Origin of the sequence: Mesorhizobium sanjuanii (assembly GCF_002529485.1) — a bacterium.
Lineage (GTDB): Bacteria > Pseudomonadota > Alphaproteobacteria > Rhizobiales > Rhizobiaceae > Mesorhizobium > Mesorhizobium sanjuanii.
Genome location: NZ_NWQG01000179.1, coordinates 1 through 15124 on the forward strand (window position 1 = coordinate 1; position 15124 = coordinate 15124).

At 57.1% G+C, this 15124-nt stretch carries 16 protein-coding genes; 13 read left to right on the plus strand and 3 right to left on the minus strand.

Annotated features, from left to right (window positions below):
• Together CN311_RS24120 and CN311_RS33530 are read left to right on the plus strand one after the other, a co-directional pair.
• On the plus strand, positions 1-198 hold a 198-nt coding region (locus CN311_RS24120), incomplete at its 5' end, for a DUF1499 domain-containing protein (RefSeq protein ID WP_133117249.1).
• A gap of 890 nt (positions 199-1088) precedes the next feature.
• Complete coding sequence (locus CN311_RS33530) at positions 1089-1289, plus strand: beta-barrel domain-containing protein (RefSeq protein ID WP_280954051.1); 201 nt, start codon at positions 1089-1091, stop codon at positions 1287-1289.
• 1 nt (position 1290) lies between these two features.
• On the opposite strand, the gene CN311_RS24130 is transcribed toward CN311_RS33530, so the two are convergent.
• Positions 1291-2199: an MBL fold metallo-hydrolase gene (locus CN311_RS24130; protein ID WP_097576187.1), complete on the minus strand. Its 909-nt coding sequence runs from the start codon at positions 2197-2199 to the stop codon at positions 1291-1293.
• 116 nt (positions 2200-2315) lie between these two features.
• Between CN311_RS24130 and CN311_RS24135 the strand changes: the two genes are divergently transcribed.
• The 10 genes from CN311_RS24135 to CN311_RS24180 all read left to right on the plus strand — a co-directional run bounded on the left by CN311_RS24135 (position 2316) and on the right by CN311_RS24180 (position 12491).
• Positions 2316-2906: a biotin transporter BioY gene (locus tag CN311_RS24135; RefSeq protein WP_097576199.1), complete on the plus strand. Its 591-nt coding sequence runs from the start codon at positions 2316-2318 to the stop codon at positions 2904-2906.
• Positions 2907-3355: 449 nt separating this feature from the next.
• Complete coding sequence (nusG, locus tag CN311_RS24140) at positions 3356-3898, plus strand: transcription termination/antitermination protein NusG (RefSeq protein ID WP_165779822.1); 543 nt, start codon at positions 3356-3358, stop codon at positions 3896-3898.
• Between the two features lie 281 nt (positions 3899-4179).
• Positions 4180-5457, plus strand: a complete 1278-nt coding sequence (locus tag CN311_RS24145; protein ID WP_245440936.1) for a sugar transferase — start codon at positions 4180-4182, stop codon at positions 5455-5457.
• Between the two features lie 106 nt (positions 5458-5563).
• Complete coding sequence (gmd, locus tag CN311_RS24150) at positions 5564-6658, plus strand: GDP-mannose 4,6-dehydratase (RefSeq protein ID WP_097576190.1); 1095 nt, start codon at positions 5564-5566, stop codon at positions 6656-6658.
• A 22-nt stretch (positions 6659-6680) separates the two neighbouring features.
• Positions 6681-7454 carry a glycosyltransferase family 2 protein gene (locus CN311_RS24155; protein ID WP_097576191.1) on the plus strand — a complete coding sequence of 258 codons (774 nt, stop codon included), beginning with the start codon at positions 6681-6683 and terminating at the stop codon, positions 7452-7454.
• A gap of 126 nt (positions 7455-7580) precedes the next feature.
• Positions 7581-8198, plus strand: a complete 618-nt coding sequence (locus CN311_RS24160) for an rRNA adenine N-6-methyltransferase family protein (protein ID WP_097576192.1) — start codon at positions 7581-7583, stop codon at positions 8196-8198.
• 82 nt (positions 8199-8280) lie between these two features.
• On the plus strand, positions 8281-9552 hold the full coding sequence (locus CN311_RS24165; protein ID WP_165779823.1) for a lipopolysaccharide biosynthesis protein: 1272 nt from the start codon (positions 8281-8283) through the stop codon (positions 9550-9552).
• A gap of 130 nt (positions 9553-9682) precedes the next feature.
• A complete protein-coding gene (locus tag CN311_RS24170; RefSeq protein ID WP_097576194.1) occupies positions 9683-10597 on the plus strand; it encodes a hypothetical protein in 915 nt (304 codons plus the stop codon).
• A 63-nt stretch (positions 10598-10660) separates the two neighbouring features.
• The gene (locus CN311_RS24175; RefSeq protein ID WP_165779824.1) at positions 10661-11401 is read left to right on the plus strand and encodes a methyltransferase domain-containing protein; all 741 of its coding nucleotides are present in this window, start codon (positions 10661-10663) and stop codon (positions 11399-11401) included.
• 13 nt (positions 11402-11414) lie between these two features.
• Positions 11415-12491 carry a glycosyltransferase family protein gene (locus CN311_RS24180; protein ID WP_097576196.1) on the plus strand — a complete coding sequence of 359 codons (1077 nt, stop codon included), beginning with the start codon at positions 11415-11417 and terminating at the stop codon, positions 12489-12491.
• Between the two features lie 98 nt (positions 12492-12589).
• Here the strand turns inward: CN311_RS24180 and CN311_RS24185 are convergent, their stop codons facing one another.
• On the minus strand, positions 12590-13225 hold the full coding sequence (locus tag CN311_RS24185; protein ID WP_208866571.1) for a GDSL-type esterase/lipase family protein: 636 nt from the start codon (positions 13223-13225) through the stop codon (positions 12590-12592).
• Between the two features lie 465 nt (positions 13226-13690).
• Positions 13691-14680, minus strand: a complete 990-nt coding sequence (locus CN311_RS24190) for an acyltransferase family protein (RefSeq protein WP_165779826.1) — start codon at positions 14678-14680, stop codon at positions 13691-13693.
• Between CN311_RS24190 and CN311_RS32705 the strand changes: the two genes are divergently transcribed.
• On the plus strand, positions 14669-15124 hold a 456-nt coding region (locus CN311_RS32705), incomplete at its 3' end, for a hypothetical protein (protein WP_165779827.1). The genes CN311_RS24190 and CN311_RS32705 overlap by 12 nt on opposite strands.

Here is a 15124-nt window from a genome sequence, read left to right on the forward strand (position 1 = left end):
AAAAGCTTTGTGCTCAGCCTTCCCGCCGATGTCGCCATCCGTGTCGCCGACGATGGCGATGCGATCATCGTCGACATGCGCTCGGCCTCCCGCTACGGCCGCTACGACCTTGGCGACAACGCGGCCCGCATCGTGGATTTCCTGGCCGAGCTCGACCAGGAAGTCGCCGGCCAGGTGGGCGTAGCGCCAGCCGAGTGAGGCTTGAGGCCGGGTATCGGTTGGCCAATGCAGGCGCTAGTGGAAACGTGACCAAAAGAGCCGGTCAGGCGGATATCAGGTCCGCCGCATAACCGAGGGCAATGGAGTCTTTCCCGGCGGGCATGCTGTGATGCGGATGGTCGATGGCCGTCTACTGGTTGTCTCAATGGGTACCAGTTTCTATTCTGTAGAAATTTGGGTGGCCAACGGATGCGCAGCGTGAAAATTGAAGCGAAATTTATCGAAGTCGCGTGCAGAAAATTTACTACATCGTTTAATATGTCTATTGCATATAACAAGAAAAAGAATGATCTCTTCGTAAGAAGTAAACTGAAATCTATTAAGAAAAATCTAATATTTATGGATTGCCACAGTGCGGAGACAGCTAGCCGTGTCAGTTAGGGGTGTGGATCTGTCGTTCGACATCCTGTTGGCAAGGTACACATGACGGGATCGTTGACTTCAACTGACAGAGCACTGGTTCTGATTGAGTCTCGAATCCTGCCGGGCAAGGTATGGGAGTTTACGGAGAAAGGCGCAATAGCGGGTAAATGAGAGGATTGGTGGTAATATTTTGTGCCATATGGCTATCTGTACTTGCGAGCCATGCTTCTGCCGAAATTGTGATGGGTTCAAACCCGCCATATGTGACGCTTGCTAAGCACATGTCCGAATCTACGGAGAATTTTGAATGCGCGTTCAGATTTATGCGCGATCAAAAGTTTTCATCTAATTCTGTGTGCCGCAACACCAACGCGTTCATTACTAGGCTTTTTGAAAGGAAGGGTATGGACGTCAGTGACGCAGAAACGATTACTCGACTTGAGCACGACCTTCTTGAGATGCTCTTCACTCTTACAGGAATGCAGCCGAAAATATAACCGCGGGACATTGATTCCGTCCATATCGGCCAGAGCGCGCGGCTGCGCCTCTCCGTGCTAAATACACGCCTTACGCCAGAGGTCGCGGCGGCGGTGACCAATGTGTCGGCCGACAGGTTGGTCGATGAAAGCACCCGCGAGCCTTACTATCGGGCGAGACTCGTGCGGCCGGTGCTGGACTCCTTTCAGCGGGCGTTTGTCGAGGAGTGAGCTACGCCGCAGGCACAAAAATGCCGTCGATGGCCGGGTCGCCATCGGTGCTCACCAGGCCGCGCACCACCAGGTCCTCCAGATGGGCAAGCACGGACAGTCCGGCGGCGCCATGCAGGCGCGGGTCGGTGTCGCGATAGATCGCCTTGACCATGTCCTTGATCGTGCGGTCGCCGCCTGTGATCCGCTCCAGGATCGCGCGTTCACGCATCTTGCGGTGGGTCTTCAGTCCGCGCATGAAATTGCGCGGCGCGGTCACCGGCCCGCCATGGCCGGGCAGCAGCAGGCGGTCGTCGCGCGCGATCAGCCGATCGAGCGACATCATGTAGTCGGCCATGGCGCCGTCCGGTGGCGCGACGATGGAGGTCGACCAGGCCATGACGTGATCGGCCGAGAACAGGACGCCGGTTCCCTCCAGCGCGAAGGCGGCATGATTGGCGGTGTGGCCCGGCGTCAGCACCGTTCTGATCGCCCAACCGTCGCCGTCGATCACCGCATCGTCGGGCAGGGCGATGTCGGGAGCGAAGGCGATATCGGCGCTGGCATCGAGCGGATTGACCTCGCCTGTGCGCAGGGGCCTCGCCGGGCGATGCGCGCCTTCGGCGAGCACGACCGCGCCTGTGTGCTGCTTGAGCCGGGCTGCCAGCGGGGAATGGTCGCGATGCGTGTGGCTGACGAAAATGTGGCTGACCGGCCTGTCGGCGATCACCTCGAGCAGTGTCTCGAGATGCGCGTCGTCATCCGGCCCCGGATCGATGACCGCCAGCGTCTCGCGCCCAAGGACATAGCTGTTGGTGCCGTGGAAGGTGAAAGGGCTGGGGTTGGGGGCGGTAATGCGGAGCACGTCGGGCGCAAGGGTCACGCCCCGGCCGTAGGACGGGTCGAAGCGTGTGTCGAATTCCAGCGCCATGGCGAGTGTCGCGACCTTTATTGGGGGGAAGGCAAAACCGATTGCCGCATAGCACGGAAGCCAATATAGGAAAACGCATGGCCGCGTTCGGCGGCAATCCGAAGATGGGGAAGACCATGGCAATTGCAACGACGATGCGTCCGCTTGTTTCTCTCGCTCTGCCTGAAAAGGGCGCGACCCGCCTTGCGACGCAGCTTTTGCTGGCGATCGCCGGAACGCTGGTGTTGACGCTCGCGGCCAAGACGAAAGTCTTGCTCGGCCCGGTCGACATCTCGATGCAGACCTTAGCCGTCTTTCTGATCGCCGCGGCGTTCGGCATGCGCCTCGGCGTCGCCACGCTGCTTCTCTATATGGCCGAGGGCGCCATGGGCTTCCCGGTCTTCCAGAGCACGCCGGAAAAGGGCATAGGCATCGCCTACATGCTGGGGTCCACCGGCGGTTATCTTGCCGGCTTCGTGGTCATGGCGGCGATCGTCGGCTGGGCTGCCGATCGCGGCTGGGATCGCCATCCAATCAAGCTCTTCAACGCCATGCTAGTGGCCGAGATCGTCATGGTGGCGATGGGCTTTGCCTGGCTGGCGCTGCTGATTGGTGCGGAAAAGTCGTGGCAGTTCGGCGTCGTGCCCTTCATCATTGGCGACCTGATCAAGGTTGCCTTGGCGGCGAGCCTGGTGCCGGCCGCATGGTCGCTTCTGAAGCGTTCCTGATCTCTGGGTCAACCGGATTGGAAGATGAAGCACCGGACCAGAGATGGCCCGGGGTTTCTCCGATAGCAGGTTGGCGATCGATCGATGGCGGGTTCCCGAACTGACGGGCTTCGCTTCGCAACGACGGGCCGGCGACACCGTCACACTATCTTCAAGTCAGCGACTTAAGGAGCGGGACAACCAGCGATTCGTCGTGGCCAAGGTGACCAGACAGTTACACATCGGCGCATTGCCCAACATTGTTCCTCCTACAGCTAATAAAGAAAGCGGTCCGATGACTTCTTAGGCATGGCTAAAGTCTATGCGCAATTCGCGGGAACTTTTTTCGACGAAACACCTTGATTCTCGCGACATAGTTGCTTGCTGGTAACCTCACGCTGTCGTAACCCTTCACGCTGACCATGCCGAAGCCCGCGAAGGCGAGTCGCGTGATTAGTTCGGAAAAAACAATGGACAAGGCGAATATTTTGTCGCAACGGCCAGCTGTCAGTCCGGCAACCCGCTGGTACGCGGCCAGTGTATTTCCGGGGAAGGAGAGCGTCGCCGAATGGCATCTCCAGAGGCAGGGTTTTCACTCATTTGTGCCTCGCTACGAGAAGACCACACGTCATGCCCGGCGCCTCGAAACGCGGTCAGCGGCATATTTCCCGGGTTATATGTTCGTCGCCCTCGATGTGGCGCTGCAGCGTTGGCGCTCGGTCAACGGAACATTGGGCGTGCGCTCGCTGGTCATGCAGGGCGACAGGCCGTTGCCGGTTCCCTCGGGGCTGGTGGAGAGGTTCATTGCGCTGACCGGCGAGGACGGCCTGCTGGATTTTCGCGGCGGCCTCGCCGCGGGCGCTTCGGTCCAGATACTTTCCGGCCCTTTCGCCGAGATGATCGGGCGGCTCGATCGGCTCGATCCCGCCGGGAGGGCCCGGGTTCTTGTCGCCTTCATGAATGGCGAAGTCGCTGTTGACCTCGACGCCAGGGATCTCGTCGCAATCGCATAACTGAGGAGCGTAGGCGCTCGGTCATGCGGTGTAAGCTGTGGCAAAGTCGGCTCTCGGGTTTTCACCCGGGAGTGCGGTAGCCATTGTTGTGGCCGGGAATGCCGGTATTGTAGTGAAGGTGTTTGCCGCCGCTTGCGGGGAGGGCGTTCCGCGCCGGGCCTGATTGGCATCGTGTGGTCGCCTTATGCTGAACGAATACCGAGCCCTACGATTTTTGCGTTTTGCATTGAATGCACGACGGTTCACAGCCTGTTTCGGCAGCCATCAGAGAGCGCTTGCAGTTGAATGCTCCCATCATAAAACCGCGAAATCAACGACACCTGCTGCATCGTGTCAGGTTTCAGCTTCTTGGCGGGTTGTCTTTTGCAATTTTGGCGCCCGCGTTGATCCGCATGGCGATTGACCCTCAGATATTCTATTATTCCAATCTGCGGATTACCGTTTTTGCAGGTATTGTTGCACATACTGCAGGTTTCTTTTCTTTTCGTCGAATAGGAAATTTCCCGGGCGTCGCGGCCGCGGGTTATATTTTCCCAACATTTTCATTATGCTACGGAATTGTGTATTTGGCGATTTTCTTGTTCCGTATCGACTACAGCGCCTTCCAGGCGGCCAGTAGCTTGACGCTGTCAATTCTCTGGTATTTCGGTCTGAACATATTGAGCCGTCGCCTGGATCCTTACAGCCTCGCCGTGGTTCCAGGCGGAGCGGTTGCCCGCCTTCACGAGATTGGCGGCGTGAATTGGCACTGGCTTACCTCTCCCGATATCATCGTTGACCGGGTAAATGGCGTCGTTGCCGATCTCCGATCCGATCTTTCGGATGAATGGGAGCGGTATATCGCCGACAGCGCGCTTTCGGGAACGCCGGTCTACCATGTCAAACAGATCAGCGAGTCACTCACCGGTCGGGTGGAAATAGAGCATCTTTCCGAAAATACTTTGGGATCTTTGAATCCAAATCAGGCATATTTGAAAATAAAGCAGGCGATAGACTGGATTTCAGCTCTGTTTATTCTCGTGGTCTTCTCACCATTGCTTTTGTTTGTGGCGGTAGCGATAAAAATTGACTCAGCTGGCCCTGCCCTGTTTAGGCAAAATAGGATGGGATATAGAGGAAAGATCTATCAGGTTTACAAGTTTCGGACGATGAAACTCAACGCCGCTGTCGGCAATGAAAAGGAAGAGGCCATCACAAAGGCCGATGATGCGCGCATCACGCGCCTTGGGCAGTTCCTGAGAAAGTCAAGGATCGATGAATTGCCGCAAGCCATAAACATCTTGCGCGGCGAGATGAGCTGGATCGGTCCGCGGCCGGAGGCGCTCGTGCTCTCGCAGTGGTATGAGGCGGAGCTGCCGTTTTATCGATACCGGCACATCGTTCGGCCCGGCATTACCGGATGGGCACAGGTCAACCAGGGTCATGTTGCGGCCGTGGACGACGTTTTGGAAAAACTTCACTACGACTTCTACTATATCAAGAACTTCTCGCCTTGGCTCGACGTGCTGATTGTGTTTCGGACCATCCGGACCATGCTGACAGGATTTGGTGCACGTTGAATGTTAATTGTGAGAGCCGATTTTCGAGACGTCGCCGGGGTATTATGATGTCTAAAGTTACACTGCTCAGCGTTGAGAATATCGTTGTCGATTCCGGAGAAGAACAATGACTAAGAAAACCGCGCTCATTACCGGCATCACTGGCCAAGATGGCGCCTATCTGGCGGAACTTCTTCTGGCAAAAGGCTATGATGTCCACGGCATCAAGCGGCGGTCGTCGTCGTTCAACACCGGCCGCATCGACAATCTCTATCAGGATCCGCACGAGAAGAACGTCAGGCTGTCGCTCCACTATGGCGACATGACCGACGCCACGAACCTCATCCGCATCGTCCAGGAGGTGCAGCCTGACGAAATCTACAATCTCGCTGCACAGTCACACGTCCAGGTGAGTTTCGAGACCGCTGAATACACCGGGAACGCCGATGCCCTGGGGACGCTGCGTCTCTTGGAGGCGGTTCGACTGCTCGGCTTGGCCAAGAAAACAAGATTCTATCAGGCGTCGACATCCGAACTCTATGGCAAGGTTCAAGAGGTTCCGCAGAAGGAGACAACGCCCTTTTATCCGCGATCGCCTTACGCTGCGGCCAAGATTTATGCGTACTGGATCACGGTGAACTACCGCGAGGCCTACGACATCCACGCCTCCAACGGAATTCTTTTCAACCACGAAAGTCCGATGCGGGGCGAGACCTTTGTGACGCGTAAGATCACACGCGCGGCTGCCGCGATCAGCCTGGGTCTCCAGGACAAACTCTATCTCGGCAACCTGTCTGCCGAGCGCGATTGGGGGCATGCTCGCGACTATGTCGAAGGCATGTGGCGAATTCTTCAGCATGACGTGCCCGACGACTACGTGCTTGCCACCGGGGTGAAAAACTCGGTTCGCCGATTTGTCGAGCTTGCCTTCGGCGAGGTCGGGATTGATATCCAATGGGTCGGTTCGGGTATCGACGAAAAGGGCATCGACGCAAAATCCGGCACCGTTCTGGTCGAGGTGGATCCGCGGTACTTCAGACCCACGGAAGTTGAGCTTTTGATAGGCGATCCATCGAAAGCAGAGCGTATCCTTGGATGGAAAGCCAAAACGTCGCTGGCTGCGATGGTGCGCGAAATGGTCCAGTCCGACCTCGAAATGGTAAGACGGGAATCCGAGCATCGCCGCCTGGACGAGGATCGCATTCGCGTTGCGGCACGGTAAGGAAACCTTGGACCGGGTTGAGATGAAGATCTCGGTTTTGACGGTCTGCTGGAACTCGGCCGCGACGATCAGGCATACGGTCGACAGCTTCTTTGCCCAGGATCATGACGCCAAGGAGCTGGTGGTCGTCGATGGCGGATCGTCGGACGAAACGCTGGCGATAGTCCAGTCCTATCCACAGGACCGGATCCAATTGATCAGCGAACCCGACAGCGGCATGTATGACGCGTTGAACAAAGGATTGCGTCTCTACACCGGAGACGCAGTAGGCGTGCTGAATTCCGACGACTGTTTTCATGACCACACCGTGCTGGGGCGAATTTCGGCAGGGCTGGAACAGGCCGATATCGTGCATGGCGATCTGGATTTTGTTGAAAACCATCTCAACAAACGTGTCGTGAGGCGCTGGCGAGCTGTTCCCAGGCCCGCCAAGGGTTTTCGGACTGGGTGGATGCCAGCCCATCCGACGTTTTACGTCCGGCGTAAAGTGGCGGAAACGGTCGGTGCGTTCGACCTCGATCTCAAGGTGGCATCAGATTATGATTGGATGCTGAGGGCCGTTGAACTTCACGGATTCGAATCCGTCACCACCAATCACACATTGGTGGATATGATGGTTGGCGGCGCCAGCACGCGCAGCCTGGGCTCTTACATCGGGCACAATCTGGAAGCGTTGCGGTCGCGGCGCCAATGGCTGAGTTCCGGTCCGATCGACTATGCGCTTGTTGCCAAGCCGGTGCGCAAGCTGGGGCAGTTTCTATCGAAAATGCACCGAAGCAACGGTCCCGCCGCTTGAAGGCGGGCAGTTCGGGCGATGCCTAGCGGATAATGCCCGAGATATATATGGATCGAGCGTTGCGACCGTTGGACGACCGAGCACTACAAAGAATCAACGACAATTCCAAGCTGCAGAGCCCTGACGATGAATGACCCAAGGAGCATTTTGGAGCCGATCGGAGGTTATGTTCTCGACCTCGTCGCGAAGCTGCGCAATCGACAGTTTGTCCCGCATTCGCTGACGAAGCTGCACAATATGAAAACGTGCCGGGATATGGCTGGCGCTACAACAGCGGTGGAGATTGGTTCTTACAAGGGCGTCACGACAAAGCGAATGTCTCGTCTTTTTAAGAAAGTGATCTCAGTCGAGATTGACGAAGCACTATATCGTCAAGCCAGCCAGCGCTGTGCGGGGCGCAAGAATGTCGAATTGCTGCTCGGCGACGGTTCCAAGCTGCTGCCGGAAATAGCTACGCGGGTGAACAAGGCCCTCATCTTTCTGGACGGTCATTTCAGCGGCGGTATTACCGGTCAAGGTGACGAGCCCGAACCTGTGCTGAAGGAACTTGACCTCATCCAGGCAAACCTGGACCGTTTCTGCGCGGTCATCGTAGACGACTTTCGCTTGTTTGGCGTCGAGCCGGGATGGCCGCGGAAGGCCGAAGTTATGGAGAAGCTGGAAGACGTTTTGCCTGCGCCAGAATGGATTCATGGCGTTCTCAACGATCAGTTCATCGCGGTTCGCAAAAGAACGGCAAAATGAGCGAACACCGCGTACGCCACGCCCCTGCTGCGAGCAGGTTGCAGGCGAAAATTGCCCTTACTTTCATATCTGGCGATCTGGAATGTTCCGAAGCATCCTGACCGTCCTCTCGGGGTCGGTGATTGCGCAGATCATTGCAGTTGCCGTTCTTCCCATTCTGACACGGCTCTATGATGCCGAGGCGTTCGGCCGGTATCAGATCTATATTTCGATACTGAACATAGCGGTCATGTTCGTGGCATTTCGCTACGAGGTCGCGCTTCTAAGCGCGCGGCCGGGAAGGGTTTATGAAAATCTGCTAAAATTGACATTCCGGCTCTGTATCTGGACCAGCATGGTCGCTCTTCTTGTCGCCGGCGCCGTCGATTTGTTGATACCGGGTGTCCTGTCATCCCTGCGTGGCATCGTCTTCTTTTTACCCGTTGCGATGGCCGTCGCGGGAATTTACCAGATGCTCACCTTCTTGCCGATCCGCGACCGTAACTACGGCCTGAGCGCACGGTCCAAAATCTTCCAATCGGTAGGGTTCTCCTTTGGCGCGCTTGGCTTTGCCTTTCTTCCCGTCATCGGCGTCGGGCTCGTTCTGGCCGATGTATTCGGCCGGGCCTTCGGGGCCATCAGTGTGCTCTTCGAGAGTGGCAAACTCTGGCGCACTTTGATCTCTCCGCTCTCTTTTTCGGAGATGAAGTTTACGGCAATTCGTTTCCAGAAATATGGCCTCCTCACCTTCCCGGGAACCCTTCTGTCGTCCCTAAGCGCCGCGGTCGCGCCATTCGCCTTTCTGGCACTGTTCAACCTCGAAGTCGCAGGACAGTACTCCCTCCTCGAGCGGTTTATCCTGATGCCGGTTGGCGTCATCGCGGCGGCTGTTTCGCAGGTCTTCACCGGCGAATTGTCGACGCTCTATCGTACAAACAAGAAAGACTTGAACAGGGCGTTTCGACGTTCGCTGTTTCAGCTTCTTGCCATCGGCCTGGTGCCGACAGTGCTCGGGATGATGCTTTCACCAAGCCTCGTTCCGCTCGTCTTTGGCGCAGATTGGACCATGGCCGGCAAGCTCTGTGTGATTGGATTTCCGATCGCTTATGTACGCTTTGTCGCCACGGCGTTGACCATGACCCTTGTCGTCATAGACCGCCAATCGCTTCAGTTCAGCTGGGAAGTTGGACGGTTCCTTTTTACCTTGTGCGTGTTCGGCGGGCTCGGCTGGGTGGGTGTCGACAATCCCAACACTGTCATGGTCTGGTACGCACTGGCGACCGCTGTCACCTATGCTATTCATCTTCTGCTGGCTGATCGTGCAACGAGACTGGTCAGCTTGCAGGCAGCAGAGATCGGAAAAACGACGTTATGAAGATGGGCATCGTGTTCATCGGCATTATTTGTAATCAGCATCATGGCCAGTTTGGCCGACTGGCCTGGGCTGGTGCGATCCGTTTGCCGAACATCGGCTGAGTTCTGGCGTTTTGACAAGGCAGCCGCTCATGGCACATCTCTATGGCTACCCCGACATCGGCCGCTTCGGCCTTGGTCACAGCATGCTTGCCTGGGCGCGCTGTGAGGTATGGTGTCGAAATAACGATGCGCAGATGCTCGGACCACGTTGGTTCCGCCCACGCATCGGTCCCTACTTGCGCCGCGAACGGGACAAGCGCGAGTATTTCAGGCTCTTTGACAACAAGGGCTATGTCGGCGAACCATGGCGCACCGCACTCCTCGCAACTGCACGAAAGGTTCCGGCAGAGGCGGCTGCATCCGTGGCATATGACGGTAGGAACACGGTGGTTGTCTTCAAGAATGCGGTGGGATCAAATTTCGAGAAGCATTTCCATGAAGTTCGCGGCCACGGTCCGGTCCTGTATGACGCGTTTCGCAGGATCACCCGCAAAAAATACCTGCCGGAAGCCCCGGCCGCGCCTTTCCTCGCTGTCCATGTGCGCCTTGGCGACTTCTCCCGCTTCGACGTGAACCGGGCAGAGGTTGGGACACACAATCAGAGGCTTCCGATCGAATGGTATTGCAGTAGCCTCGTCGCACTTCGTGAGGCATTGGGCACGAACATGCGGGCTCGTGTCTTTTCCGACGGAGATGATACCGAACTTGCTCCGCTGCTCAGTCTTCCGGACGTATGCCGGGCCAATGACGCGGAATCGGTCACGCACATGCTGGAAATGGCCCAGGCAAGTGCGATCATCGGAGCTGGCTCGAACTTCAACCTGTGGGCGGCCTTTTTTGGACAGGTGCCGCGGATCACCTATCCGAACCAGGCGATCGTTGCGGTAAATGACGATCCGGCCCGCGAAACGAGCTTCCATGGTGAGGCGCCACTTCCTGAGGTGTTCGTAAAGCAGGTCAGGACACAGTTCACAAATCGAGAAAAGCAAAGCGAGCTGACCTAGGGGTTGGCTGATGCAACCTATGGCGAGGTCGGGTTTCGCCCGGCTGGCAGGAAGAGGAGTGCGGTGATTCTCAACAGGTTTATCGGCTGGAACAGGAACGCCGCGGCATGGCTCGAACGCAGCTTTCCCCGGGTTTTCGGCGCACCGTCGTATAAAGCGGAGCTTGAGCGGCGTATCGCCGAGGACGTTTCGCGCCTAAGGCCGGCGGCCATCCTCGAGGTCGGCGGCATCGATCGGCCGCTTCTGGAGCGCAGTGCCGATTTCACCTATATCGGTCTCGACATCGAGGAGAAGCCTGACTGCTATCGCATCTACGATCAGTTTGTCGTCCAGTCGATCGAGCAGCCCGTTGATGTCGAGGCGGATATGCTCATTTCGATCACGTTGATGGAGCATGTGCCTGATAACAAGGCGGCGGCGCGCTCCATGTTCCTGGCGCTGCGCCCAGGTGGCGTGATGCACCACTATATCCCGTCGAAATGGCATCCCTATTCGGTGGCATTGCGGATCGTCGGACCCGTCATGCAAAGATGGTTGATCCCGTACCTCAGGCCAGCGGCGGTCGGCGTCACCGGCTATCCGGCCTTTTTCGACCACTGCTCCCCTTCGGATATGACAAAGCTGTTTCGCAGCCAGGGGTTCGAGCAGGTAGACGCCAAGTCGTTTTACCGTGCCAGCGACTATTTCGCTTTCTTCTTGCCCGCGTACCTTTCCGTCGCTTTGTTCGAGAACCTCTGCGCAGCCCTGAGCTGGCGCATCTTCTGTTCCGGCTTCGTCATCAGCGCTACAAAACCCACGCAATAGCAAGAACGGAACCATGCGACTTTTTCAGAATTCTGGGATTGCCCCAAGCTATCGGCCCCGGCTTGCTGGCCTCGTCGTGGGGATCAGCGGCTTCGAGCAGCAGAAGGACGTATTCCTGAATGATCGTTACGGCGCAGCGCACATCCTCCTGCCGGTACTCGATCGACATCCCGAAACCTTCTTTACGAACGGTGACGACGAATCGGTGCAGCGAGCGTGGGCGCGCGAAAACGGGCTTGGTGAAGATACGCCGCTGGCCGATATCCTTCTTGCCCAGATCGAGCATCACAAGACGGACATCTTCTACAATCTCGACCCGTTTCGTTACGACGCTGCTTTTGTCCGCCGCTTGCCTGGGCATGTGAAACGAAAGATTGCCTGGCGCGCCGCACCAGGCAGGATTGACTTTTCCGGCTATGATCTCGTGCTTTGTAATTTTCCGTCCATGCGAAAGCTTTGGGAAGAGCAGGGCGCCAAGACGGCTCACTTCTTTCCCGCTCACGATCCGGAACTCGATATCATCGCTGCAAATCGGAACAGGGACATCGATGTCCTTTTCTTCGGCGGCTACAGCCGTCATCACCAGCGTCGGCGGCAGATATTGGAAGCGGTCGCACGTCTTGCCGGCCGCCACCGGGTTGTTTTCCATCTGGATCTGTCACGCTACACGCCGCTTGCCGAGACGCCGCTTGGCTGGTTCGGTCCCCTGAAAGCGGTTCGTCGCCCGCCTGCGATCCGCAAGGTCAGTGCGCCTCCGGTGTTCGGTCGCGCCATGTATGCGCAGCTTGGAAGAGCCAAGGTCGTCGTGAACGCCTCGATCGATATGGCAGGGCCGGACCGTGGAAACATGCGCTGTTTCGAGACCATGGGGGCTGGAGCTCTTCTGGTTTCGGACTCGGGTATCTACCCCGCACCGATGCGCGACGGGGAGACCATGGCCGTCTATGCGCAGCCGCAGGACGCATCGGAAACAATCGAACGGCAATTGGACAGTGGAGGCTGGGACATGATCGGCTGGGCCGGGCATCGCGCAATTCGTGAAGAGTACAGCAAAAAACGCCAATTTGAGCGGTTTCTCGAACTGGTGTAGTGGACTATTAGACCACCTTGTCTGCCCGCGACAGTCCGACTGTACCGAGGCGCAGCCATGATCCAGATCGCGGCGGTGCTGGTCCATCAGTTAGAATACTATTGTTCCGCTGGGATCGCAGCCATCATCGGGCGGATCTGGTGCTCCCATGCCCGGTAGCCGTCGCCATTGAGGTGGATGCCGTCGGTCGTAAACTCCGGTCGGATGCGGTCATTTCGGGATAGCGCAGCGTTAAGATCGAGAAAGCGGCAGTTTGCAACCTGCGAGCACCTCGCTGCCAGGGAGCCGTTCAACCGCTTTATTGCGGAGTTGAAGGCCATGTCGCTTGTAAACAAAGTCGACTGGACGACGATGGCGTCCACAACCGCCAAGCGATCGATGATCCTGCCGTAAGAGGCAGCCACGCGGTCAGGGTTCACCGACCTGCGAATATCATTTACACCGAGCATGATGAAAACGAGCCTAGGTCGTGCTGCGGTGATCTCACCTAGCCTGAGGAGCGCGCTGTCGACGCGCTCTCCGGATATGCCACGATTGATTGTTGACAGTTTGGGAAACATCTCCTGCCAATTGCCATGCGCAGTGAGGGAATCGCCAAACATGACGATTTCGGCGTGGCCTTTGAATTGGCGGAATTCGTCCACCTTGGCTCGCCACTGAGGATATTGGGAGCTTGTGCCGATGCCTGCGCCAAACAGAACCGGCAGTACCGCGCCAGAGAGCAGTATCATCATCCTGTTCATACTGAATTGCCCAACTCCTATACCCATCGTCGGCGGAAAGGTCTCTTCAATGCAACCATGATGGCGGAACGCCTTGGACTGAGGAACGTGGCTGTCTACTTACGTCGTCCACCCGAAAGCCTGATACCTCCACCGATCGTCCTTGAGCAGGTCAAAAACCCGACCCTAGTCACTATGGGTTCCACGACTTCCCGTTGAAGTACAATACCGAATAGTGGGACTTTCGACAAAATTTGAATCCACGGTGCCACCCAGCGATGTGGTGGTGTTTTTGCTACATAAGACCGGATAGTCGTCCTGGTCCCCCAGGGCAGATGTCGCCGCCCGAGGAACAACCACGGGCCAGAATCACCCCAAAAAACGCGCGCATTAGCGCACCCGCCAAGGGATTGAGTTTTCTTGCTTACACGTTTGAACGGGATACATCCGGATACGCGCCGATATAGGCTCTGACGGTTAGGCCGAAACTGTGCCGTTGATCCGGTTGCGGAAAGCCACTGTCCTTCGCTCGAAGAGCAAATAGAAAATCAAACACATCGCGAAGCAGATCGCACCTTTGACGACCAGCAAAGTGATGCCTCCACCGCCCAACCTTGGTGCCGCGGGCATAAAGTTGACAGTCAGGTAGACGAGCACCGGGTAGTGAAAGATGTAGAGCGAGTAGGACATCGCGCTCAGGCTCCGGATCGGCCAAGCTGCGGGTTCCAGGATGCGATTCACCCGTTCGTGACAGAGGGCCGGAAGTAGCGAGGCGAGCCCGACGCACAGAATAGCGTCAGCCGGGCCGGTCGCGTATCCGGCCCACGGCCCGCCATCCCCGACCATCTGCGAAAGAAAAATCCCGACTATGAACGCCACGAGCCCTGCATATGCGACCCACAATGAGCGCGGCGGATAGGCGGCCACGAGTGCTCCGAGGAGCCAGAACAGCAGGTATTGAGCTTCGAGGACACTGAACACCAAGGCAGCACCGCCGAGCCCGACGAACGACCAGGCAGGAAGAGAACGTCGCGAAAACGCGTATCCCACGCAGCCCATGAGGACATAGAACCAGATCTCGTAGGCAAGGCTCCAGAGCGGTGCATTCGCCCGCACGGTAGGGACAACGACGCCATTGAGGCCACCAATATGCGCGACAATGTCCTGTACAGGGAAGACGGAGCCAACGCTGATTGCGACAAGGGCCGTCAGCAGCAGGGCCGGGATCAGTGGAAGGAAAATACGGGTCGCCCGATCGACAGCGTAGCGCTGGAGATCGAAGCGCCCGTCTCGCACGTGGCGGATGACCTGCCCGCCCACAAGAAATCCGCTGAGGACGAAAAACACCATCACCGCCGGATGTCCGGGCCGTGTGACGGTGTAGAATAAAGCGGTGATCATTCCTTTGTCCGAGGCCGGCAGTGCACCGTAGGCCGGCAGGGAATACCCCCTCAGATGCGCCATCATGACGACCAGCGCCGATCCGGCGCGCAACAGGTCGAGCGCCAGGAAAGAGGGGCGAGAGGGCGAATTGGCTATGGACGCACCTTTTTGGTGGCAGTAAGGCTTACGGTGAGACAGCCGCATATCAGCTCGACGGGGATGGAGCAATTGGAATACCTGAGACCGGGGAATATTAGCTACGCACGAATATTCGTCCTGTTTTGGGTGGCGGTTTACGTCATCGTGTTTGTGGACGTCTATATCGATTGGGCGTCTGTGTCTTTCTTTTATCTTGGCTTCCCCTATGTCTATAAACCAGACGGCATGGTGTTGGCTTATTGCGCTGTAGCTGTGTTTGCGATTATTATGCCAATTTCTTTGAAAAGGTATTCTGATTTTTTTTGCTGGATGCTTTACTTTATGATTTTTGTGCCATCCATACTGATAGTATCAATGCAGGGGTATGAG

Coding starts and splice junctions, on each gene's coding strand:
- CN311_RS24130 (WP_097576187.1), bottom strand. CDS start 2,199: ATGGCGCTGGAATTCGACACACGCTTCGACCCGTCCTACGGCCGGGGC.
- CN311_RS24135 (WP_097576199.1), top strand. CDS start 2,316: ATGGCAATTGCAACGACGATGCGTCCGCTTGTTTCTCTCGCTCTGCCT.
- nusG (WP_165779822.1), top strand. CDS start 3,356: ATGGACAAGGCGAATATTTTGTCGCAACGGCCAGCTGTCAGTCCGGCA.
- gmd (WP_097576190.1), top strand. CDS start 5,564: ATGACTAAGAAAACCGCGCTCATTACCGGCATCACTGGCCAAGATGGC.
- CN311_RS24155 (WP_097576191.1), top strand. CDS start 6,681: ATGAAGATCTCGGTTTTGACGGTCTGCTGGAACTCGGCCGCGACGATC.
- CN311_RS24160 (WP_097576192.1), top strand. CDS start 7,581: ATGAATGACCCAAGGAGCATTTTGGAGCCGATCGGAGGTTATGTTCTC.
- CN311_RS24165 (WP_165779823.1), top strand. CDS start 8,281: ATGTTCCGAAGCATCCTGACCGTCCTCTCGGGGTCGGTGATTGCGCAG.
- CN311_RS24170 (WP_097576194.1), top strand. CDS start 9,683: ATGGCACATCTCTATGGCTACCCCGACATCGGCCGCTTCGGCCTTGGT.
- CN311_RS24180 (WP_097576196.1), top strand. CDS start 11,415: ATGCGACTTTTTCAGAATTCTGGGATTGCCCCAAGCTATCGGCCCCGG.
- CN311_RS24185 (WP_208866571.1), bottom strand. CDS start 13,225: ATGATGATACTGCTCTCTGGCGCGGTACTGCCGGTTCTGTTTGGCGCA.
- CN311_RS24190 (WP_165779826.1), bottom strand. CDS start 14,680: ATGATGGCGCATCTGAGGGGGTATTCCCTGCCGGCCTACGGTGCACTG.